Source organism: Mesorhizobium sp. MC2-1-1, from assembly GCF_057597255.1.
On record NZ_CP195205.1, the window covers coordinates 4,184,314 to 4,205,648 of the forward strand.

Annotated in this window: 18 protein-coding genes; 10 read left to right on the forward strand and 8 right to left on the reverse strand. The window is 64.8% G+C overall.

Going from position 1 to position 21,335, the window contains the following annotated elements; translation table 11 throughout:
• Positions 1-182 precede the first annotated feature (182 nt).
• Positions 183-764 carry an LPS assembly lipoprotein LptE gene (locus ACR64R_RS20720; protein ID WP_487358137.1) on the reverse strand — a complete coding sequence of 194 codons (582 nt, stop codon included), beginning with the start codon at positions 762-764 and terminating at the stop codon, positions 183-185.
• Positions 751-3,378: a leucine--tRNA ligase gene (gene leuS / locus ACR64R_RS20725; protein ID WP_487358138.1), complete on the reverse strand. Its 2,628-nt coding sequence runs from the start codon at positions 3,376-3,378 to the stop codon at positions 751-753. Before leuS ends, ACR64R_RS20720 begins: the two co-directional genes overlap by 14 nt.
• A 146-nt stretch (positions 3,379-3,524) precedes the next feature.
• On the opposite strand from leuS, the gene ACR64R_RS20730 reads away from it, so the two are divergent.
• Both ACR64R_RS20730 and ACR64R_RS20735 read left to right on the forward strand, forming a co-directional pair.
• Positions 3,525-4,187 (forward strand): YggS family pyridoxal phosphate-dependent enzyme, encoded by a 663-nt coding sequence (locus ACR64R_RS20730; protein WP_487358139.1) that lies wholly within the window; start codon positions 3,525-3,527, stop codon positions 4,185-4,187.
• A 135-nt stretch (positions 4,188-4,322) separates the two neighbouring features.
• Positions 4,323-5,372, forward strand: a complete 1,050-nt coding sequence (locus tag ACR64R_RS20735; protein WP_487358140.1) for an aldo/keto reductase — start codon at positions 4,323-4,325, stop codon at positions 5,370-5,372.
• A 57-nt stretch (positions 5,373-5,429) separates the two neighbouring features.
• Here ACR64R_RS20735 and ACR64R_RS20740 read toward each other — a convergent pair whose 3' ends face one another.
• Entirely contained in the window at positions 5,430-6,335 is a 906-nt protein-coding gene (locus ACR64R_RS20740) for a LysR family transcriptional regulator (protein WP_487358141.1), read from the reverse strand.
• Positions 6,336-6,490: 155 nt separating this feature from the next.
• On the opposite strand from ACR64R_RS20740, the gene ACR64R_RS20745 reads away from it, so the two are divergent.
• Both ACR64R_RS20745 and ACR64R_RS20750 read left to right on the forward strand, forming a co-directional pair.
• A complete protein-coding gene (locus ACR64R_RS20745) occupies positions 6,491-7,678 on the forward strand; it encodes an MFS transporter (RefSeq protein WP_487358142.1) in 1,188 nt (395 codons plus the stop codon).
• A gap of 40 nt (positions 7,679-7,718) precedes the next feature.
• Positions 7,719-8,753: an aldo/keto reductase gene (locus tag ACR64R_RS20750; RefSeq protein ID WP_487358143.1), complete on the forward strand. Its 1,035-nt coding sequence runs from the start codon at positions 7,719-7,721 to the stop codon at positions 8,751-8,753.
• A 79-nt stretch (positions 8,754-8,832) separates the two neighbouring features.
• On the opposite strand, the gene ACR64R_RS20755 is transcribed toward ACR64R_RS20750, so the two are convergent.
• Positions 8,833-9,084 (reverse strand): hypothetical protein, encoded by a 252-nt coding sequence (locus ACR64R_RS20755; protein ID WP_487358144.1) that lies wholly within the window; start codon positions 9,082-9,084, stop codon positions 8,833-8,835.
• Positions 9,085-9,363: 279 nt separating this feature from the next.
• Complete coding sequence (locus tag ACR64R_RS20760) at positions 9,364-9,636, reverse strand: usg protein (protein WP_487358145.1); 273 nt, start codon at positions 9,634-9,636, stop codon at positions 9,364-9,366.
• Between the two features lie 303 nt (positions 9,637-9,939).
• Here ACR64R_RS20760 and acs point away from each other — a divergent pair, with 303 nt between their 5' ends.
• Both acs and ACR64R_RS20770 read left to right on the forward strand, forming a co-directional pair.
• Complete coding sequence (acs, locus tag ACR64R_RS20765; protein ID WP_487358146.1) at positions 9,940-11,895, forward strand: acetate--CoA ligase; 1,956 nt, start codon at positions 9,940-9,942, stop codon at positions 11,893-11,895.
• Positions 11,895-12,653, forward strand: a complete 759-nt coding sequence (locus tag ACR64R_RS20770) for an MOSC domain-containing protein (RefSeq protein ID WP_487358147.1) — start codon at positions 11,895-11,897, stop codon at positions 12,651-12,653. The genes acs and ACR64R_RS20770 overlap by 1 nt, the downstream gene beginning before the upstream one ends.
• A 522-nt stretch (positions 12,654-13,175) precedes the next feature.
• On the opposite strand, the gene ACR64R_RS20775 is transcribed toward ACR64R_RS20770, so the two are convergent.
• Together ACR64R_RS20775 and ACR64R_RS20780 are read right to left on the reverse strand one after the other, a co-directional pair.
• Positions 13,176-14,537, reverse strand: a complete 1,362-nt coding sequence (locus tag ACR64R_RS20775) for a VWA domain-containing protein (RefSeq protein ID WP_487358148.1) — start codon at positions 14,535-14,537, stop codon at positions 13,176-13,178.
• A 303-nt stretch (positions 14,538-14,840) separates the two neighbouring features.
• Positions 14,841-15,710 carry a transglutaminase-like domain-containing protein gene (locus tag ACR64R_RS20780; protein ID WP_487358149.1) on the reverse strand — a complete coding sequence of 290 codons (870 nt, stop codon included), beginning with the start codon at positions 15,708-15,710 and terminating at the stop codon, positions 14,841-14,843.
• Between the two features lie 170 nt (positions 15,711-15,880).
• Between ACR64R_RS20780 and ACR64R_RS20785 the strand changes: the two genes are divergently transcribed.
• Positions 15,881-16,546, forward strand: a complete 666-nt coding sequence (locus ACR64R_RS20785) for an HAD-IA family hydrolase (protein ID WP_487358150.1) — start codon at positions 15,881-15,883, stop codon at positions 16,544-16,546.
• 144 nt (positions 16,547-16,690) lie between these two features.
• On the opposite strand, the gene ACR64R_RS20790 is transcribed toward ACR64R_RS20785, so the two are convergent.
• Positions 16,691-16,912, reverse strand: a complete 222-nt coding sequence (locus ACR64R_RS20790) for a DUF1674 domain-containing protein (protein ID WP_487358151.1) — start codon at positions 16,910-16,912, stop codon at positions 16,691-16,693.
• 106 nt (positions 16,913-17,018) lie between these two features.
• Here ACR64R_RS20790 and htpX point away from each other — a divergent pair, with 106 nt between their 5' ends.
• From htpX to ACR64R_RS20805, 3 genes are all read left to right on the forward strand, one after another.
• Positions 17,019-18,053: a zinc metalloprotease HtpX gene (gene htpX, locus ACR64R_RS20795; RefSeq protein WP_487358152.1), complete on the forward strand. Its 1,035-nt coding sequence runs from the start codon at positions 17,019-17,021 to the stop codon at positions 18,051-18,053.
• Positions 18,054-18,085: 32 nt separating this feature from the next.
• The gene (locus ACR64R_RS20800) at positions 18,086-19,426 is read left to right on the forward strand and encodes an RsmB/NOP family class I SAM-dependent RNA methyltransferase (protein ID WP_487358153.1); all 1,341 of its coding nucleotides are present in this window, start codon (positions 18,086-18,088) and stop codon (positions 19,424-19,426) included.
• A 148-nt stretch (positions 19,427-19,574) separates the two neighbouring features.
• A complete protein-coding gene (locus ACR64R_RS20805) occupies positions 19,575-21,299 on the forward strand; it encodes a heparinase II/III family protein (protein WP_487358154.1) in 1,725 nt (574 codons plus the stop codon).
• Positions 21,300-21,335: the final 36 nt, after the last annotated feature.

The window sequence follows — 21,335 nt, forward strand, 5'->3', positions numbered from 1 at the left end:
CACAAAGATGCGCGGAGGCGTGTTGAGATCCAGTTCAGGGCGAGCCGGAGTTAAAGACGGGCGCGAAGCGACCAAAATGACGGTTTGCGAGAACCGGAGCGGAGCGTACTTAAAGTATGTGAGCACCGGAAGAGCAGGAAACCGGAATTTGCAGGCCGGCCTCACCTGATTATCGACACGCCTCAGGCTTTTTTGCCGTGCCTGCTAAGATCCTGCGCGATCGACAGCCGCAAAAGGTCGGCCAGCTCGCGCGCGGCGCGGTTCTCGGCGTCGATCTGCGCCCGATAAGCCGCGAATTCCTGGCGCGGCTTGTCGAAGGATGAGGGAATCGAACGCTTGCCGACGGCGATCACGGTGTTGGTCGCGGAATCGCGCAGCACGTAATTGGCCGTCAGCGTGATCGTGCCCGCCGTCGGCTCGTCTTCCTGCGTCTGCACCTGCACGATGGCCGCCGATTCGACCAGCTCGGTGACGCCGAGATCGAGCGTGTAGGCCGGCGAGGCCGGCTCGCCCGAGCCTTGCCCGAAAGCGAAGATCAGATTGTTGCGCACCTGCTGCGCGTAGCGCGTCTTGACCGGCTTGATCGAGATCGAGGCGAGCTCGGCCGACGCGCTGAGCTGGGATCCGGGTGACAGCGGCTGGTTGGAATAGAGCGGCCGCACGGTGCAGGCCGAGACCATCGCCAGGGCGGCGACCATGCCGCAAAGCGCCAAGCGGCCGTTGAGACGGGCCGCTTCTGGTTTCATCGGATCAGGCAACGACATTGACGATCCTCTGCGGGACGATGATCACCTTGCGCGGAGCCTTACCCTCCAGCGCTTTCTGCACGAAGTCGAGGGCCAGCACCGCTTTTTCGACGGCACCTTGATCCGCGTCGCGGGCAATTGTCAAATCCCCGCGCTTCTTGCCGTTGACCTGCACTGGCAGCACGATCTCGTTGTCGACGACCAGCGCCGGATCGTAGACCGGCCAGGGCCGCTCGGCGACCATCTCGGTTCCGCCCAGCGCCTCCCAGCATTCCTCGGCCAAGTGCGGCATGACGGGTGCGATGACGTGCACCAGGATTTCCACAGCCTCGCGGCAGGCGCCCTTCAGCGACGCATCGGCCTTGCCCTCGGCAACCTCGTTGAGCGGCGTCGCCAGAACGTTGGCGAGCTCATAGATGCGGGCGATCGCGCGGTTGAAACCGAGCTTTTCGATATCCTCGCCGACGGCTTTGAGTATCTTGTGCGCGGCCTTGGAAACGGCGCCTGCCTCGCCGTCCTTTGCCGCCGCCGGTTTCACGCCGGAAAGCTCATCGGCCGCGATCTGCACCAGGCGCCAGACGCGCTGTACGAAGCGGTGCGCGCCGGCGGCGCCGTCGTCGGTCCATTCGACGTCGCGCTCCGGCGGCGAGTCCGACAGCATGAACCAGCGCGCGGTGTCGGCGCCGTAGCCGTCGGTGATCTCTTCCGGGCTCACCGTGTTCTTCTTCGACTTCGACATCTTCTCCAGCGCGCCGATCGTGGCCTCCTCGCCGGTGGCGATCTCGATGGCGCGGCGCTTGCCGCCGACGTCCTCGAGCCTGACCTCAGGCGGCGACAGCCAGCGGCCGTTGGTCGAAGAACCGCCGACACGGTAGGTCTCGTGCACCACCATGCCTTGCGTGAACAGGCCCTTGAACGGCTCTGCCAGATTGAGGTGGCCGGTCTCGCGCATGGCGCGGGTGAAGAAGCGCGAATAGAGCAGATGCAGGATCGCGTGCTCGATACCGCCGATATACTGGTCGACGGCCAGCCACTCGTCGGCGGCTTTCGGCTCGGTCGGCTCGTTCGCCCACGGCGCGGTGAAGCGCGCGAAATACCAGGACGAATCGACGAAAGTATCCATCGTGTCGGTCTCGCGCCGCGCGCCGCGGCCGCATTGCGGGCACTTCACATGGCGCCAGGTCGGATGCCGGTCGAGCGGGTTGCCGGGACGATCGAACTCTATGTCGTCGGGCAGCTTCACCGGCAGGTCGGCCTTCGGCACCGGCACCACGCCACAGGACTCGCAATGGATCATCGGGATCGGGCAACCCCAGTAGCGCTGGCGCGAAATGCCCCAGTCGCGCAGGCGGAAATTCACCTTGCGCTCCGCCATCGGCCGACCGCCGATGCTCTTCTGCTCGAGGAGCTTTGCCACTTCATCGAAAGCTTTCTCGGGCTTCATGCCGTCGAGGAAGCGCGAATTGATCATCACGCCGTCGTCGACATAGGCCTCCTCGATGATCTGGAAGGTCTTGGCGTCACCGTCTTCCGGCATTACCACCGGGATCACCGGCAGGCCGTATTTGTTGGCGAAGTCGAGGTCGCGCTGGTCGCCCGACGGGCAGCCGAAGATGGCGCCGGTGCCGTATTCCATCAGCACGAAATTGGCGACATAGACCGGCAGCGTCCAGTTCTCATCGAACGGATGGACGACGCGGATGCCCGTGTCGAAACCTTTCTTCTCGGCCGTCTCGAGCGCCGCCACAGAGGTGCCCATGTGACGCACCTCCTCGATGAACTTCGCCAGTTGGACATTGCCCTCGGCGGCTTTCCTCGCCAGCGGGTGGTCGGCGGCGACTGCCATGAAGGAAGCGCCAAAGATGGTGTCGGGCCGGGTCGTGTAGACTTCCAGCTCATGCATATCGCCGACGGATGCGGCCAGCGGCCAGCGGATCAGCAGCCCTTCGGAGCGGCCGATCCAGTTGTGCTGCATCAGCTTGACCTTCTCCGGCCATTCGTCGAGCAGGTCGAGCGAGTCCAAAAGGTCCTGCGCGAAGTCGGTGATCTTGAAGAACCACTGCGTCAGCTCGCGCTGCTCGACCAACGCGCCCGAACGCCAGCCGCGTCCATCGATCACCTGCTCGTTGGCGAGCACCGTCATGTCCTCTGGGTCCCAGTTGACCTTGGAGGATTTGCGCGTCACCAGCCCCTTCTCGACGAAGTCGAGGAACAGCATCTGCTGGCGGTGGTAGTAGTCGACGTCGCAGGTGGCGAATTCGCGGGCCCAGTCGAGCGAGAGGCCCATCATCTTGAGCTGCTCGCGCATGACGGCGATGTTTTCGTAGGTCCAGTCCTTGGGATGCACCTTGTTCTGCATGGCGGCATTCTCGGCCGGCATGCCGAAAGCGTCCCAGCCCATCGGATGCAGCACGTTGAATCCCTTGGCGCGCTTGTAGCGCGCCACCACGTCGCCCATCGTGTAGTTGCGGGTGTGGCCGATATGGATCTTGCCCGACGGATAGGGGAACATCTCGAGCACGTAGTATTTCGGCTTCGGATCGTCGTTCCTGGCCTCGAACAGCTTCTTTTCGGCCCAGGCCTTCTGCCATTTGGGCTCTGACGTGCGTGGATTGTAACGTTCGGTTGCCATCGGATGTTTTTCACTTAAAAGCAGGCGCAAGGCGCCGGACATGGCCGGCGGCCGGGAAATGTCGTCGCGGTGTTCACCATGGATTGCCGGACCCGTCAACTATGGCGAGCCGGCGTAGCCATGAAAACTATAGACAGGACAGTGGCATGACCAGCGCCGTAGAACAGCTTCACGCGGTAAAGGCGAGGATCGCGAGCGCCGAGCGCGAGGCAAGGCGCGAGCCCGGCGCCGTCACGCTGGTCGCAGTGTCGAAGACCTTCGCGGTCGAGGACATCCGCCCCGTCATCGAGGCCGGCCAGCGCGTGTTCGGCGAGAACCGAGTGCAGGAAGCACAGGGCAAGTGGCCGGTGCTGAGAGAAGCATATCCCGGCTTGGAGCTGCATCTTATCGGCCCACTGCAGTCCAACAAGGCCAAGGAAGCGGTCGCGCTTTTCGATGTCATCGAGACGGTCGACCGCGAGAAGATCGCCGCCGAACTCGCCAGAGAAATGGCAAGGCAGGGCCGGTCGCCAAAACTCTACGTCCAGGTCAACACCGGCTCCGAGCCGCAAAAGGCCGGCATCGAGCCGCGTGAGGCCGTCGCCTTCGTCGCGCGCTGCCGCCAGGCGCATGGTCTGACCATCGAAGGCCTGATGTGCATCCCTCCGGCGGAGGAAAATCCCGGCCCGCATTTCGCGCTGCTCGAAAAGCTGGCCCGTCAAGCGGGTGTCGCGAAGCTTTCGATGGGCATGTCGGGCGATTACGAGACCGCGATAGCCTTCGGCGCGACCAGCGTTCGGGTGGGCTCGGCGATCTTCGGCAGCCGCTGAGCGACTCGACGTATCGTAACGATCTCGTTACCGGCACGCCAATCAAGCGATAAAGCCTGCCCCCTAGCTTGAAACGAAACGGCCCGTTCATATTTCCCCAGTGTGATTCAATCCTGCTTTCGGGGAAACTCCACCATGCGCTATAACCAGCTTGGCAACACCGGCCTGTTCGTTTCCGAACTTTGCCTCGGCACCATGACCTTCGGCGCCGCCGGCCAGAATGCTCAATGGGGCCTCATCGCCAGCCTCGACCAGAAAGGCGTGAACGAGATCGTCGCCCGCTCCATCGCCGCCGGCGTCAATTTTTTCGACACGGCGGACGTCTATTCCTACGGCCAGTCGGAACAATTGCTCGGCCAGTCTCTGAAGGATCTCGGCATCAGGCGTTCGGACGTCATCATCGCCACGAAGGTGCATGGCGCCATGGGCAACGGGCCGAACGAGCGCGGCTCCTCGCGCGGTCACATCATGGATTCGGTCGACGGCAGCCTGGAGCGGCTGCAGACCGACCATATCGACCTCTACCAGTTGCATGGCACGGATACGGTGACGCCGATCGACGAGACGCTGCGCGCGCTCGACGATCTCGTCGCCAGCGGCAAGGTCCGCTATGTCGGCGTATCCAACTGGCAGGCCTGGCGCATCGCCAAGGCGCTGGGCATCGCGGAGCGCAAGGGCTTCGCCCGCTTCGAGACGATCCAGTCCTACTACTCGATTGCCGGACGCGATCTCGAACGCGAGATCGTGCCGCTGATCAACGAGGAAAAGCTCGGCCTCATGGTCTGGTCGCCTATGGCCGGCGGGCTGCTCTCCGGCAAATACGGTCCCGGCGCGCCGGGCAACGGCGAGGGGCGCCGCGCCTCCTTCAATTTCCCGCCGGTCAACGAGGACCGCGCATGGGCAGCGGTCGCCGTCATGCGCGAGGTCGCCAGCAAGCACGACGTCGGCGTCGCCACGGTGGCGCTCGGCTATGTGCTGGCCAAGCCTTTCGTCATGAGCGTCATCATCGGCGCCAGCCGCATGGACCAACTCGAGCAGAACCTCGCCGCGACCGGGCTGAAGCTCGACGCCGACGACCTCGCCAGGCTCGATGAGGTGAGCGCGCTGCCTGCCGAATATCCCGGCTGGATGCTGGAGCGGCAGACTGCCGGCCGGCGTCCGGCGCCGTTCGTGCCGAAGCCGTAATTCCCTCGTTCTGAGCAGACATAGCCGCGTGCCACTGGCGCGCGGCTCGTTCCTCATTCAGAGGCGAACGTTCTCGGCCAGGAAATCGAGGAAGGCCCGGACACGGGCCGGGAGATGCTTGCCCTGGCCGACATAGACTGCGTGCGTCGGCTCCTCGTCGCCGGCATTGAACGCTTCCAGCAGCGGCGCGAGCCTTCCCGCGGCGATGTCGGGCTCGACATGCCAGCGCGCCAGCCTCGCGATGCCGGCGCCGGCAAGCGCCGTCAGCCGCATTGCCTCGCCGTCGCTCACTGTCAGGTTTCCGGCAATGGGGATCATGATCGATGCGCCTTTCGCATCGAGGAATGGCAGGCCGTCGACATGCCGCACGAAGGCGAAAGCGAGCAGATTGTGACTGGCCAAGTCGGCCGGCGTCCGCGGCGTGCCGCGCGCTTCGAGATAGGCGGGCGCGGCAACGACCACCATCGGGCTCTGGCCGAGCTTGCGCGCCACCAACCGTGACTCGCTGAGCGGGCCGGCGCGGATGGCGACGTCGGCGCGCTCCTCCATAAGGTCGATGACGCTGTCGGTCAGCACCGCCTCGACGGAGATTTCCGGATAGCGTGCGAGGAAGCGCGGCAACAGCGGCATCAGCCGGTGCTGGCCGAACGGCACATAGCTGTTGACCCTCAAGCGCCCGCGCGGCGCCGCGCCCGCCGCTGCTTCCCGCTCGGCCGCGTCGAGATCGGCGAGGATGCGCAGGCCGCTGTCGTGGAAGGCCACGCCTTCCGGCGTCAGCTGCAGCCGGCGTGTCGAACGGCTGATGAGCCGCGCGCCGAGCCGCGCCTCCAGCCGCGCGATCAGCTTGCTCACCGCTGACGGCGTCATGCGCAACGCCCGCGCCGCGGCCGAAAAACTGCCTGCTTCGACGACACGGACGAACACTTCGATCTCGCCGGAGCGGTTGATTTCGGGCCTCGCCATTCATGAATCTATTTCACAGAAAATATGCCTGATGCAAGGCTGGCTCACAGCTTGGCGGATCACGATCTTCCGGTCGATGCATGATCCCGAAAAGATCGTGCTCCAACAAAAGGGACGCAGGGACTGCGTCCACCCAGATCGACCGGACCACCGCCATGCCCCTTGCTCTCTACGCCCTCACCGCCGGCGCCTTCGGCATCGGCGTCACCGAATTCGTCATCATGGGCCTGCTGCTCGACGTCAGCGCCGATTTCGGCGTCTCGATCTCGGCGGCGGGCCTGCTCATTTCCGGCTATGCCCTTGGCGTCGTCGTCGGCGCGCCGCTGCTCGGCGTACTGACCGGCCGCCTGCCGCGCAAGACCTTGCTGCTTGCCCTGATGGTGGTGTTCACCGTCGGCAACCTCGCCTGCGCGCTTGCGCCCGACTACTGGACGCTGATGGCGGCGCGCGTGCTCACCGCCTTCGCCCATGCCTCCTTCTTCGGCGTCGGCTCCGTCGTCGCCACCAGCCTTGTCGCGCCCAACAGGAAGGCCTCGGCTATCGCGCTGATGTTCACCGGCCTCACCGTCGCCAACATCCTCGGCGTGCCGTTCGGCACCTGGCTCGGCCAGGCCTATGGCTGGCGCTCGACCTTCCTCGCCGTCACGCTGGTCGGCGTCATCGCCTTTGCCGTGATCGCGCTGCTGGTGCCGCGCGACGAGCCGGCGGCAACGAAGGAGGACGGAAGTTCCGAAGGCACGCTCGCCGTGCTCGGCCGCCGGCCGGTGCTGCTCGGCCTGTTGACCACGGTGCTGAGCTGGGTCGGCGTCTTTGCCGCCTTCACCTATCTGGCGCCGATCCTTACCCGCGTCACAGGCTTTTCCGAGGCTGCCGTCTCGCCGATCCTGCTCGTTTTCGGCGGCGGGCTGGTCGCGGGCAACCTGCTTGGAGGACGCCTCGCCGACCGCCACCTGGTGCCTACGGTCGTCGGCACGCTGGCCTCGCTGTCGGCGGTGCTGTTCGTCATGACCGCGGCGATCCATCAGCCGATCACGGCGATCGTCGCCGTCGGCCTGCTGGGTGCTGCCGCCTTCGCCACCGTCGCGCCGCTGCAGATGTGGGTGCTGGAGAAGGCCGAGGGCGCCGGCCAGGGCTTGGCCTCCTCCTTCAACATCGCCGCTTTCAATCTCGGCAACGCCATCGGTGCCTGGCTCGGCGGCTTCGTCATCGACCACGGCCCCGGCCTTGGCGCCGTCCCCCTCGTCGCCGGCCTGGTGCCGCTCGCCGCGCTCGGAGTCGTGCTCATGGCGCTGCGGCTCGAACGCGGCCGCGCCATAGGCAAGCCGGTCGCGGCCCAATGCTGACCAACTGAATTCCGCCTTCGACACCTCAAGGAGAAAAAAGATGGACTATCGACCTCTCGGCGCCTCCGGCCTGAAAGTACCCGCCCTTTCCTTCGGCGCCGGAACCTTCGGCGGCTCCGGTCCGCTCTTCGGCCACTGGGGCAACAGCGACGCCAAGGAGGCACGACGGCTGGTCGACATCTGCCTGGAGGCGGGCGTCAACCTGTTCGACACGGCCGATGTCTACTCGAACGGCGCCTCGGAGGAGGTGCTGGGCGAGGCTATGAAGGGCCGCCGCGACGCGTTGCTGATCTCGACCAAGACATCCCTGCCGATGGGCGATGGCTCGGCCGACTGGGGCTCGTCGCGATCGCGCCTGATCCGCTCCGTGGACGCGGCGCTGAAGCGCCTCGGCACCGACTATATCGACCTGCTTCAGCTTCACGCCTTCGATGCCTCGACGCCGGTCGAGGAGGTGCTGTCGACCATGGACAATCTCGTGCGCTCGGGCAAGCTGCGCTATGTCGGCGTCTCCAACTTTTCCGGCTGGCAGGTGATGAAGTCGCTCGGCATGGCCGAGAGGCACGGCTATCCGCGCTACGTCGCCCATCAGGTCTACTATTCGCTGGTCGGCCGCGACTATGAATGGGAGCTTATGCCGCTCGGCCTCGACCAGGGCGTCGGTGCGCTGGTGTGGAGTCCGCTCGGCTGGGGCCGGCTGACCGGAAGGATCCGACGCGGACAGCCCCTGCCTGAAAAGAGCCGGCTGCATGGCACCGCCGATTTCGGGCCGCCCGTCGAGGACGAGCTCCTTTTCAGGGTGGTCGACGCGCTGGAAGCGGTCGCCGCCGAGACCGGCAAGACCGTTCCGCAGATCGCCATCAACTGGCTCCTGCGGCGGCCGACCGTGTCGTCGGTCATCATCGGCGCGCGCAATGAGGATCAGTTGCGGCAGAACCTCGGCGCCGTCGGCTGGGCGCTAACGCCTGAACAGATCAAGGCACTCGATGATGCGAGCGCGGTGACGGCGCCCTACCCGTACTTCCCCTACCGGCGGCAAGAGGGCTTTGCCAGGCTGAACCCGCCGGCCGTCTGAAGCCGACCACCCGCCGAGCGGCGGCATCGCCGTCGCTCAGCCTCTCGCCGAAGCGCCTGGTATCCCGGAAACCCTCTGTCTATTCAGCTATGTCGGGAATGTTCCATCGCGGCGTTGCCGCGATGCGCCCTCCTTTGGCCGCTTTGAAATAGGTCACCGCGAGGTCTTCGTGACACATGGAGGACAGGTATATTTGAATTGACCCGCCAAGCGGCGTGATCGGATAACGCTCGCCGCACGCTCGGCCGCGAGCCTCATATCGGCGCTTCTGCGCGGCCGTCATATGGTCGAGGAAACCGGCCTCGCACTTGCTCATGACGATCTCCGTCATATTGGCATCGCCGCTCGACCCCCAGGCGCAGGCATCGTGCAGCTTGTGAGCTTCGTTGGATCGGCGCTTTACCCTTCGGGCACTTCGCCTCTTCCGCGGCGGCATTGCCGACAAGGGTAAGCCAGATCAAGATCGTCCACCCGATCCGCATATCGACTCCCAGGCCGTTGACCTGAACGCGCGACTGCCACGCCGTGCACCTCAGTAGGCCGCCGGCACCACCGCCTCGACGATGACGAATCCCTCACTCGCCAGACACACTAGCCGTCCGCCGAAAACCTAGTGCACCAGAAACTCACCATCCACTTTCCGCCACTCGTTCGGCGCAACGAGCCTCTGATGGGTATAGACCACCGAATGCAGCGGTCCGTCGAGCTTCGTCTTCCAGAACTCGATGAAGCGGATCAGCACCGGAAACTTCGGCGCGATGTCGTAGTCCTGCCAGACAAAGCTTTGCAGCAGGTGCGGGTGATCCGGATAGTGATAAAGGATCTTGGCCGTGGTCAGTCCATAACCCCTGAGCATCAGGTCCATTTCGGAATTGTCGCGCATTGCGTTTCCCTGGTTGATTCTCCTTCCTCCCAACGCCGGATTGTGCGCACGGTTGCTTAACTGTCTATGGATTTTTGCACCGTCCCTCAAAATTTTTCTCGTTAAAACAGATAGTTAGCAGCCGCAAAGCGAGAGTGCTACCAGCCTTGACGCGCGACCCTGCGTCATCCCGCCACGCGAATCCAACGTCTAATGTTGCCGTCGCCATGGAACTGTTAATAATGCCCGCGAATTCGTGGCCGCTTCGCCGCGATGCCGCCGGTTGTCCAAGCCGGCGAAGTGGTTTGGGAGGAAAGCAAGAAAATGTCCGATGTGCATGTCCACCGCGTCCAGCCGGCGTGGAAGAAGAACGCGCTGATCGACAACGACACCTATCTCAAATGGTATGCCGACAGCGTGAAGAATCCGGACAAGTTCTGGGGCAAGCACGGCAAGCGCATCGACTGGTTCAAGCCCTTCACCAAGGTCAAGAACACCTCGTTCGAGGGCAAGGTCTCGATCAAGTGGTTCGAGGACGGGCTGACCAACGTCTCCTACAACTGCGTCGACCGGCACCTGAAGAAGCGCGGCAACCAGACCGCCATCATCTGGGAAGGCGACAATCCCTATGACGACAGGAAGATCACCTACAACGAGCTTTACGAACACGTCTGTCGGTTCGCCAATGTGATGAAGAAGCACGGCGTCAAAAAAGGCGACCGCGTCACCATCTACATGCCGATGATCCCGGAGGCGGCCTACGCGATGCTCGCCTGCACGCGCATCGGCGCCATCCACTCGATCGTCTTCGGCGGCTTCTCGCCGGATGCGCTGGCCGGCCGCATCGTCGATTGCGAATCCACCTTCGTCATCACAGCCGATGAAGGCCTGCGCGGAGGCAAGACCATCCCGCTGAAGGAGAACACAGACAAGGCGATCGACATCGCCGCCCGGAACTTCGTGAGGGTCGAGAAGGTCGTGGTCGTGCGCCGCACCGGCGGCAAGATCGGCTGGGCACCCGGTCGCGACGTTTGGTACCATGACGAGATCGCTTCGGTGAAGGCGGAATGCAAGCCGGAGAAGATGAAGGCCGAGGATCCGCTTTTCATCCTCTACACCTCCGGCTCGACCGGCAAGCCGAAGGGTGTCCTGCACACCACTGCCGGCTATCTCGTCTATGCCTCGATGACGCACCAATATGTCTTCGACTACCACGATGGCGACGTCTACTGGTGCACCGCCGATGTCGGCTGGGTGACCGGCCACAGCTATATCGTCTACGGGCCCCTGGCGAACGGCGCCACCACCCTGATGTTCGAGGGCGTGCCGAACTACCCCTCGCAGTCGCGCTTCTGGGAAGTCATCGACAAGCACAAGGTCAACATCTTCTACACCGCGCCGACGGCGCTGCGCGCGCTGATGGGCGCCGGCGACAGCCATGTGACGAAGACCTCGCGCAAATCGCTGCGCGTGCTGGGTTCGGTCGGCGAGCCGATCAACCCGGAAGCCTGGGAGTGGTATTTCAACGTCGTCGGCAACGGCAAGGTGCCGATCGTCGACACTTGGTGGCAGACCGAGACCGGCGGCATCCTGATCACGCCGCTGCCGGGCGCCACGGACCTGAAAGCCGGCTCCGCGACGCGGCCCTTCTTCGGCGTCAAGCCGCAACTGGTCGACGGCGAGGGCAAGGTGCTGGAGGGCGCAACCGACGGCAATCTCTGCATAACCGATTCCTGGCCGGGTCAGATGCGCACCGTCTATGGCGACCACGACCGGTTCGTGCAGACCTATTTCTCGACCTACAAGGGCAAGTACTTCACCGGTGACGGCTGCCGTCGCGACGCCGACGGCTATTACTGGATCACCGGCCGTGTCGACGACGTCATCAACGTCTCGGGCCACCGCATGGGCACGGCCGAGGTCGAGTCGGCGCTGGTCAGCCACGACAAGGTTTCGGAAGCCGCAGTCGTCGGCTATCCGCACGACATCAAGGGACAGGGAATCTACTGCTACGTCACGCTGATGGCCGGCGAGACAGGCAACGAGGACCTGCGTAAGGAGCTCGTCGCCCATGTCCGCAAGGAGATCGGCGCCATCGCCGCCCCGGACAAGATCCAGTTCGCGCCCGGCCTGCCCAAGACCCGTTCCGGCAAGATCATGCGCCGCATCCTGCGCAAGATCGCCGAGGACGATTTCGGTTCGCTCGGCGACACATCGACATTAGCCGATCCGGCCGTGGTCGACGACCTCGTCGCCAACCGGCAGAACAAGAAGGGCTGATGGGCGGCGAGGCGATCCTCGGCGCCGTCAGCCAGCTCTGGCGCTATCCGGCGAGTTCGCTCGGCGGCGAACGGCTCGATGCCATCTCCGTCGGACTGAGAACCGTCGACGGTGACCGGCTCTTCGGGCTGGTCGATGCTTCCGACGGCGAGATCGCCCGCCCGGACCGCGAAGCCAGATGGCACAAGGTGCCGCTGATCCGCACCCGGCTAAGCGGAGACCGGCGGCTCGAAGTGGCGGTGCCTGGCGGCGGATGGCTGCCCGCGCCCGATCCGGAAAGCGACCGCGCCATATCCGGCTTTCTCGGCTTCGCGGCCGCGATCCGGCCTTTCGGCGCGGAGAACGCGGCGCCTGGCTATGCCGGTCCGCGGACCGAGGCCCGCTATGCCAAGGCGCCGATCCATCTGCTCACCACCGCCTCGCTGTCCCGGCTGAAGGCGCTGCATCCCGAAGGTACGCCCGATCCGCGCCGCTTCCGTCCCAACATCGTCGTCGACATGGATCCAGCCGAAGGCGCCTTCCCCGAAACGGAATGGATCGGTCGGAAACTCGCGGTCGGCGATCTGCTGCTGACCGTCTCGGAGCCCTGCCGCCGCTGCGGCTTCACCATCATCGCCCAGGACGGCTTCGACACCGATCCCGGCATCCTGCGCAACCTGGTGCGCCACAACGACCATAATTTGGGTGTCTATTGTACCATCGACCGGCCGGCGCGGATCGAGGTCGGCGCGCCGATGCGTTTTGTGCCGAGCCGCTGAAGACAGGGCCGCTGAAGACAGGGATGAGTGTGACGGCGAGACGATGACGCCGAGCGCGGCGTGGAAACGAAGCCCGTCAAGTGCCAGCAGACGTTGTTTCGGCCAGTCCCACATTATCCCGCCTGCGCAGCCAATATTGCTTGTCTTCAAATTCCCAAAGACCGGAGCGCGGGCCTCGCCGTCTCGAGAAATGGTGCCGCGGAGCTTGGGAGGATCGCCGGAATGTCGGCCCGAATGTCGACCCCTTGTCTTTTGCCGCGACGCACCCCATCATTTGGTTGTGTTCAACGAACTGAAAGGAGGTGATCCGATGTCGAGTGATTTCGTTTCCTATAACGTGAGCTCTGCGGATTGCACTTCCGGGAAGCAATCTTCCCGTTAAGGCGCGAGACGCGCGGCGGGTGACCCGAAGGGGTCGCCGCCAGGAGCCGCGTCATGGACGGAAACACGGAAGGCCGCCGGCTTCGCAAGAAGCGGCGGCCTTTTCCTTTTGAGGATGGCTTTCGGTCGGCGTGACGGCTGCTACCTGGTTACCGTCAGCTTGTCGATGTTGCGCACAATATCCTGGAAAGCTTGGTCAAGTTCGGTCCCGTTGGCGGCCTGGTAGAAATGCTTGCCGCTGCCCGTGTCGGGGCTGGCGCAGGACTGCAGCGTCGACTTGGCGTTCTTTTCGGTGAGGGCAAAGCCTATGGTGAATATCTCGATGCCCTGGTCCCGCATGGCCGCGCAGAGCGTCGTCGCCGCGGTTCGCGTCTGCACCTTGCCGGCGTCGTCATAGACCTGATTCACGCTATCGGCGTCGAAATAGGACAGGTTGAATTCGCCGTCGGTCATCAGGATCACGTACTTCGCCACTTTCTTCGGATCCATCTTGGCAGGCCGCTGCGATGCGTTCAGCACGCTGCCCCACTTCTCCGAAAGCATGTACCAGGCCCATTGCACGCCGATATGGCCGGCGGTGCCGCCAGAAGCATTGAGGTCCTTGATGACGTTGTCGAGGGCCGAGGCATCCGTGGTCAGCGGCTGTATCGTGGCGGCGGGACAGGCTCGCGTGCTGGTCTGCTTGGCGAAGGCCGACAAATAGAGGTCGCGGTTGACCATGCTGACATCCGGGCCGGCATCCGAGTACTGATAGGCGCCCTTGCGCTCGGTCGCGCAGTTATCGGGACGCGACGATGCCGAGACATATCTTGGATCGCCATTGCCCGGCGCCTGCTTGCGCTCGCTGGCCTTGGTCTCGACGAAGACCGTGCTAGCAGCAAGCGAGCCGACATTGACCGAGTTGGCATAGGGCACGATCGCCACCCGCACGCGCGGATTGGCGGCGTTTTGGCCGCTAAGGAACGAACCGACCGCGTTGCTTGCCGCCGTTCGCAGGTCCTTGATCTTCTGGCCCGCCATGGAACCGGTGACGTCGAGCATCATCGCCACCTCCACCGTCTTGTCCGAGTAGAGCGCCGTGGTCGAAGCGGTCACGCGCCGCATGTTGTCGGTGCCGAACAACGGAAAGAAGAGGCCGACATCGGCATGCGCATCCGCCTTCACGGTGTTGGCTGTCTTGTCGACGGTAAGCTTGTCCAGCACGATTTTGTCGGCCTGCAGGATGCCGGCGGTGCTGTTGGCGTCGAGGAACGCCTGCACCATTTTGCTCGCATCGGTTTCCGTGATGACGCCGAGGGTCAGATCGCGGGCCGTCGAGGTCACGGCGGCGTCGACGACGCCCTGCAAGCCCGACCTCGCATTGTAGAGCTGCGAGATATTGACCGCGAATCCCACCCCCAGCGCGAGGACAGATACGGCAGCTCCAAACAGAACCGCGAAATTGCCTTCGCGATTCCGGGAAAAGCTGTCCACCCCACGAACGAGGTCTCTGTATTGCCGCATCCCTTCCGCCTCCACTGTCCGCGGCTTCGCGCCGCTCGGCAAAGGCATTGCAGAATTTCGGCCAGAAGCCGCCGGAAGACGCCTAGAGTCGGCTAGTCCGTTGTTCTTGCTTGCTTTTAGAAAAAGCGATGGTGAACAAAAAGTAAACGAAATGGCGCTGGCGAGGTAATCTTCACGAAGTGCTTACCATGATGCTCTCCCCTGTCACGGCTGCTCCCGCTTCGGCACGAACGGGTTGTGCCGAAGCGGGTCAAGGAAGTGTCGAAGGCGGTTCTCAGATCAGCAGGCCAACATCAGCCGAATCTAAGCCAGCATCTGCGCGGTGGCCGTCCGGTCGACGCCGTGGTTCGGAGGATTGAAGAGGTTGCCCTCCTGCTCGTATGTCCAGACCTTGAACAATGTCAGTTGGTGCGGACCGAAACTGTGCAGCAGCGGCACGTCGGTTGCATCGCGGCCGCGCGCAATGACGACCCGGCCGATACGCGGCCGGTTGTGGCGCGGATCGAACGTGTACCACTTGCCGTCGAGGAAGACTTCCATCCAGGCCGAAAAGTCCATGGGCGCCGGGTCGGCCGGCACGCCGATATCGCCGAGATAGCCGTTCACGTAGCGCGCCGGAATGTTCATGCATCGGCAAAGCGCGATCGCCAGATGCGCGAAATCGCGGCAGACCCCGACCCGCTCTTCATGCGCCTGGGCGGCTGTGCGGGTGGCGCGCGCATAGCCATAGCCGAAGGAGAGCCGGTTGTTGACGTAGTCGACGATTGCCTGGACACGCGCCCAGCCAGGCGGCAGGTGGCCGAAAAGCTGCCAGGCAGTGTTGCTGAGGTGGTCGGTCTCGCAATAGCGGCTGCCGAGCAGGTAGACCAGCACGTCGTCCGGCAGTTCCGCGACCGGGGTTTCCCGCGCGAGCGTGTTGATCTCGTCGGTCTCGCCGCTGTCCTCGACGGCGGCGTCGTAGAGGATGCGGAAGCTTCCGGCGGGCGCCGTGAAGCGACGGCAGATATTGCCGTGGCGGTCGCGGTAGGTCCGGGTCGGCACCGATGGCGAGGTCAGCACCCGCGTCTGCCGCTTGATGTCGGCATGCCGGTCGGGATGGATCTCGAGAAGCGAGATGATCGGGGTCTCTGCCGCGCATTCAATGGCGATTTCGTAGCCGAGTCGGATCAGCATCGCATGCCCCCTTAAGGATCTTGGAAAGACTGCTCGATGAACGCGGCGAACCGGAGCTTGTTCCGGAGCCGAGTCGAAATGCGGGGCCTCTCGGCTTCTCAGCCCGTGCCGGCCGGTCTAGACTGGCTACTGCGTTTCGCTCTCCCCGAAAACGAATCTCCAGGATTCAGATGTTCGCAGGCTCAAAGTTCGCCGCCTTCCTGTTCGACATGGACGGCACCGTGCTCAACTCGATCGCCGCGGCGGAACGCGTGTGGGCGGCCTGGGCAAACCGGCATGGGCTCGACGTGACGGCCTTCCTGCCCACGATCCACGGCCGGCGTGCGCGCGAGACGATCGCAGCGCTGAATCTCCCCGGCGTCGATCCGCTGGCGGAGGCGGATTTGCTGCTCAAGGCCGAGGCGGATGACCTGGAAGGCATTGTCCCCATAGCCGGGGCGGTCGACTTCCTGCGGTCGCTACCATCGGAGCGCTGGGCGATCGTCACCTCGGCACCGCGCGAACTGGCGCTGCTGCGCATCGAGGCGGCCGGCATCCCGGTTCCAGCCATGATGGTGACGGCGGAAGACGTGACCCACGGCAAGCCGGCGCCGGACTGCTTCCTTCTGGCGGCAAAGCGTCTCGGCGTCGAGGTTGGCGACTGCCTGGTCTTCGAGGACGCGCCGGCGGGCATCGCGGCGGGCGAGGCTTCGGGCGCGTCGGTGATGGTGATCAGCGCCACCCACGTGCACCCGGTCGAGACGCGGCACCCGGCAATCCGCTCCTATGACGAGATCGGCATTGCGCTCGACGAAAGTGGTTTCATTATTTTGTCGCCGACCCAGGCGGCGGCCTGAGGATGTGTTGAGATTCAGGTCAGGCCGAGCCGAAAGTGGTGGCTTCCGAGAACCGGAGCGGAGCGTACTTAAAGTACGTGAGCACCGGAAGCGCAGGAAGCCGCCATTTGCAGGCCAGCCTCACCTGAATATCAGCACATCCGGCTAGAAGTCGCTGGCCAGGCCCTTGACCTCCCAGTCGCCATAGCGCCCGGGCTCCTTGCCGCCGCGACCACCGATCTCCTTCGGCAATTGCGCTTCCGCCGCCCGGTATTCTCGACGACGAGCCTCAGCCTCGGCCAACGCCCGCTGTGCTTCCGGCGTCAGCGTCTTTCGCGGCTTTTCGCCTTCCGCCGCAGCTTCGGTTTTGCCTGGCTCTTCGATCATGCGATAAGTCCTTGCCGATTGAAACGGGAGCGACCGTTTCCCATCATATAGCCATGAAACCGAGAGGATCGACTCCCATTCGCCCCGACCATACACGGATGAAACGATGAACACGCTTCGCACCGCCATGCTCCTTGCCGCGATGACGGCGCTGTTCATGGGCGTCGGCTATCTGATCGGCGGCTCGGGCGGCATGGTGATCGCGCTTTTGATCGCCGCAGGCACCAATCTCTTCAGCTACTGGAACGCCGACAAGATGGTGCTGTCGATGAACCACGCCATCGAGGTCGACGAGAAGAATGCGCCGGAATATTACGCGATCGTCCAGGCCCTGGCCAAGCAGGCCGGGCTGCCGATGCCCAGGACCTACCTGATCGACAACCCGCAGCCCAACGCCTTCGCCACGGGCCGCAATCCCGAGAATGCCGCCGTGGCAGCGTCCACCGGCCTGCTCGAGCGGCTATCCCATGAAGAGGTCGCGGCGGTGATGGCGCACGAGCTTGCCCATGTGCAGCATCGCGACACGCTGACCATGACGATCGTGGCGACGCTTGCCGGTGCCATCTCGATGCTCGGAAACTTCGCCTTCTTCCTCGGCGGCAACCGGGACAATAACAATTCCTTCGGGTTTGTCGGCGTGCTTGTAGCGATGATCGTCGCGCCCTTCGCCGCCATGATCGTGCAGATGGCGGTGAGCCGAACCCGCGAATACGAGGCCGACCGGCGCGGCGCCGAGATCTGCGGCAATCCGCTGTGGCTGGCTTCCGCTCTCGCCAAGATCGCGCGCGGCGCGGAGCAGATCCCCAATGAGGATGCCGAGCGCAATCCGGCGATGGCGCATCTCTTCATCATCAACCCCCTGCATGGCGAGCGCATGGACAATCTGTTCTCGACCCATCCGAGCACCGAAAACCGCATCGCGGCGCTCCAGGAGATGGCGAGCGAGATAGGCCGCGCCTCGCCGGCTGCCCGGCGCGGGGCTTCCACGCCGCCCATCGAGCCCGAGGAGGCATCGGCCGGGCCATGGGGTAAGCCGGCTGGCCCGCCCCCCCAGGCTGAGCCTCCTCGGCCGAGACCCAATCCCTGGGGCCGCAACCCGACCGGACCGCGCAATGTCCGCTCGAAGGGTCCCTGGTCGTGACGCCGCCGAGGCGCGGCCATCAAGGCAATTCGTTGACCAAGGCCGGTGACGAGAACGTCGCCGGACTTGCCGCGCGCAAGGCGGCGGCGCGCCTGCTTGCCGCCGTGATCGACGCCCGCACGCCACTGGACGGGCTGACCGACAACGAGCATGGCCACCCGCAATACAAGGCTCTTGACGGCCGCGACCGTGCGCTGGTGCGCGCGATCCTGGTTACCGCGCTGCGCCATCGCATGACCATCGCCGGGCTGCTGACCAGGCGGCTCGAAAAGCCGCTGCCGCCCAACGCCACGGCGCTCTCGCATATCCTCAATGTCGCCGCGGCGCAGATCCTGTTCCTCGACGTTCCCGACAGCGCCGCCGTCGACCTTGCCGTCACCCACGCCAAATCCGATCCGCGCACGGCGCGTTTTTCCGGTCTCGTCAACGGCGTGCTGCGTTCGCTGGCGCGCGCCAAGGAGGCGGAACTGGCCCCGGCGCTCGCCGCCACCAGCGAGGCGCCGCAATGGTTCTCCGAGCGGCTGGTCGCCGCCTATGGGGCGGACAAGGCGCGCGCCATCCTTGCCGCGCATCGCCACGAGGCGCCGGTCGACTTCACCGTCAAGGCCGATCCCGCGCTCTGGGCAGAACGGCTGGGCGGCATAGTGTTGCCCACCGGCACGGTGCGTGTCGAGAAGCTCTCCGCCAACGTCGTCGACCTGCCTGGTTTCGCCGATGGCGCCTGGTGGGTCCAGGACGCCGCGGCAGGCCTGCCGGCGCGCCTGTTCGGCGATATCAAGGGTCAGCGCGTCGCCGACCTTTGCGCCGCGCCCGGCGGCAAGACGGCGCAGCTCATCCTCGCCGGCGCCAACGTCACCGCCGTCGAGGCCTCGAAGAACCGGCTGGCGCGACTGAAACAGAATCTCGACCGTCTCGGCCTGACCGCCGATTTGGTCCAGACCGACCTCCTTGATTACCGGCCGATGCAACTGTTCGACGCCGTGCTGCTCGACGCGCCCTGCTCGTCCACCGGCACGGTGCGCCGCCACCCCGACGTGCCGTGGACCAAGACCATGGCCGATGTCGAAAAGCTTGCCGACCTCCAGCGCCGGCTGCTTGCGCATGCCGTCGGCTTCGTCAGGCCAGGCGGCCGGATCGTCTTTTCCAACTGCTCGCTCGACCCGCTCGAAGGCGAGCAGCTCTATCGCGCTTTCCTCGCCGGGAACCCCGGTGTGACCGCCGATCCGATCCGGCCCGGCGAGTTCGCCGGCATCGATCCATTCCTGACGCCGGAGGGAACATTGCGCACCACGCCGGCCGACCTGGCGCTGGAATCGCCCGGAATCTCCGGCCTGGACGGCTTCTTCGCGGCGCGGATGAAGCGGGCCGGATAAGTCGTTGTCGTATCGGACCTGCTGACTTTCTTGGGGATGGCCCGGATATCGCCGCGTGAAGCGGTTCACTTCGGCGAAATCCGCCTTCGCATAAGTTCTTGAATCGCATAAGCTTGTGCTTGCGATAGGGGACGGATCAGGAGGGCTTTTGGCACTTGTTGCCGGCAACACGACGCGTCTATGGACGCTTGTCGCGAAGGAGTTCTGGCGCAAGACGCGCCGGCGTTTGCGCGCCGGTCCGATCTATCGCTGGCGCTATTCCGGCCGCACGCCCGAACGAGTCCTGATCGCGCCGCCGGATCTGCGGCTCGCCGATCCCCAGATCGCGCTGGAGATATATTACGGCCGCTATCCGTTATCCGGCCATCTGGTCGAGACCGGCGGCACCTCGCCCTTCCAGCTCGACGTGGCCAATCGCGGCTGGCAGAAATCACTGCATGGCTTCCGCTGGCTGCGCCACATGCGCGCCGCCGGCACCGAGCTTGCCGCCGCCAACGCCAGGGCGCTGGTGACGGACTGGATCGCCATGCATGGCAACCAGATTTCCGGCATCGCCTGGGAGCCGGGAACGACGGCCAAGCGGGTGATCTCCTGGCTTCAGCATTCCTCGGTGGTGCTGCAGGGCGCCGAATTCCCCTTCTACCGCGCCTTCCTCAAATCGCTCGCCGTGCAGATCCGCTACCTGCGCTCGATGGCGCGCGAGATGCCGGATGGCGAGGCCAGGCTGCGCGCCCGCATCGCGCTCGCCTTCGCCGCGCTGTCCCTGCCGGCGCCTGCCTCGGCGCTGCGCGCCGCGACGCGCAACCTGGCCGAGGAGCTCGACCGTCAGATCCTGCCCGATGGCGGGCATATTTCGCGCAACCCGATGGCGGTGCTGGAGTTGCTGGCCGATCTTCTGCCGCTGCGCCAGACCTATGCCAACCAGGCCGAGGCCCCGCCCGCGGCCCTGATCGGGGCGATCGACCGCATGTTGCCGGCGCTGCGCTTCTTCCGTCATCAGGACGGCAGCCTTGCCCGCTTCAACGGCATGGGCGCCACCATCCACGGCCGCATCGCCACCATCATGCGCCATGACGACACGGTGGGTGCGCCGCTGCTGCACGCGCCGCATTCAGGCTATGAGCGCCTTTCGATGGGCGGGGTGACGGTGATCGCCGACACCGGCCTGCCGCCGCCGGTCGACATTTCCAACGCCGCGCATGCCGGCTGCCTCGCCTTCGAACTCTCCTCCGGCCGGCAGCACTTCATCGTCAATGCCGGCGTCGACACTTACGGCGCCCCGGAATTCCGACCGCTGGCACGCGCCACCGCCGCCCATTCCACCGCCACGATCAACGACACGTCGTCGGCGCGCTTCGCCCACTCGCTGCGTGTCAGCGACCTCCTGGGTTCGCCGCTGATCGGCGGCCCGCAGCACGTGCCCTGCAAGCGTCTCGACCAGAAGGGAGTGCATGGCTTCGTCGCGCGCCATGACGGCTATGTCCCGCAATTCGGCTTGCTGCATGAGCGCGAGCTGAAGCTGACGGCGAACGGCAACGTGCTTGCCGGCCGCGACCGTTTCCTGCGCCCTGGCAATGCGGCGATCCGCAACAATGGCCGCGACTTCGTCACGGTGCGCTTCCACGTGCATCCCGACATCAGCCTGCTGCAAGACGATCACGACCGGCTGACGCTGGCCGCGTCGCAGGGGGACACCTGGGTCTTCACTTGCGCAGAAGTGGTGCCGGGCGTCGAGGAATCGATCCATTTCGCCGGGCTGAGCGGCCCGCGCCGCAGCCGTCAGATCGTGCTCGCCTTCAAGGCCTCGGAGGTTGCCGAAGTCCACTGGCAGCTGACCCGCACCAACATCGCCGGCCATCCCGAAAACAACTGAGCCGGGCCGGCAGACGCGGCTGCGAGCCTGACCCAG

Excerpts from the sequence above, each read along its gene's own strand:
- leuS (WP_487358138.1), bottom strand. The coding sequence starts at position 3,378 with ATGGCAACCGAACGTTACAATCCACGCACGTCAGAGCCCAAATGGCAG.
- ACR64R_RS20745 (WP_487358142.1), top strand. The coding sequence starts at position 6,491 with ATGCCCCTTGCTCTCTACGCCCTCACCGCCGGCGCCTTCGGCATCGGC.
- ACR64R_RS20735 (WP_487358140.1), top strand. The coding sequence starts at position 4,323 with ATGCGCTATAACCAGCTTGGCAACACCGGCCTGTTCGTTTCCGAACTT.
- acs (WP_487358146.1), top strand. The coding sequence starts at position 9,940 with ATGTCCGATGTGCATGTCCACCGCGTCCAGCCGGCGTGGAAGAAGAAC.
- ACR64R_RS20730 (WP_487358139.1), top strand. The coding sequence starts at position 3,525 with ATGACCAGCGCCGTAGAACAGCTTCACGCGGTAAAGGCGAGGATCGCG.
- htpX (WP_487358152.1), top strand. The coding sequence starts at position 17,019 with ATGAACACGCTTCGCACCGCCATGCTCCTTGCCGCGATGACGGCGCTG.
- ACR64R_RS20785 (WP_487358150.1), top strand. The coding sequence starts at position 15,881 with ATGTTCGCAGGCTCAAAGTTCGCCGCCTTCCTGTTCGACATGGACGGC.
- ACR64R_RS20720 (WP_487358137.1), bottom strand. The coding sequence starts at position 764 with ATGTCGTTGCCTGATCCGATGAAACCAGAAGCGGCCCGTCTCAACGGC.
- ACR64R_RS20760 (WP_487358145.1), bottom strand. The coding sequence starts at position 9,636 with ATGCGCGACAATTCCGAAATGGACCTGATGCTCAGGGGTTATGGACTG.
- ACR64R_RS20780 (WP_487358149.1), bottom strand. The coding sequence starts at position 15,710 with ATGCTGATCCGACTCGGCTACGAAATCGCCATTGAATGCGCGGCAGAG.
- ACR64R_RS20750 (WP_487358143.1), top strand. The coding sequence starts at position 7,719 with ATGGACTATCGACCTCTCGGCGCCTCCGGCCTGAAAGTACCCGCCCTT.
- ACR64R_RS20770 (WP_487358147.1), top strand. The coding sequence starts at position 11,895 with ATGGGCGGCGAGGCGATCCTCGGCGCCGTCAGCCAGCTCTGGCGCTAT.
- ACR64R_RS20775 (WP_487358148.1), bottom strand. The coding sequence starts at position 14,537 with ATGCGGCAATACAGAGACCTCGTTCGTGGGGTGGACAGCTTTTCCCGG.
- ACR64R_RS20790 (WP_487358151.1), bottom strand. The coding sequence starts at position 16,912 with ATGATCGAAGAGCCAGGCAAAACCGAAGCTGCGGCGGAAGGCGAAAAG.
- ACR64R_RS20740 (WP_487358141.1), bottom strand. The coding sequence starts at position 6,335 with ATGGCGAGGCCCGAAATCAACCGCTCCGGCGAGATCGAAGTGTTCGTC.
- ACR64R_RS20755 (WP_487358144.1), bottom strand. The coding sequence starts at position 9,084 with ATGACGGAGATCGTCATGAGCAAGTGCGAGGCCGGTTTCCTCGACCAT.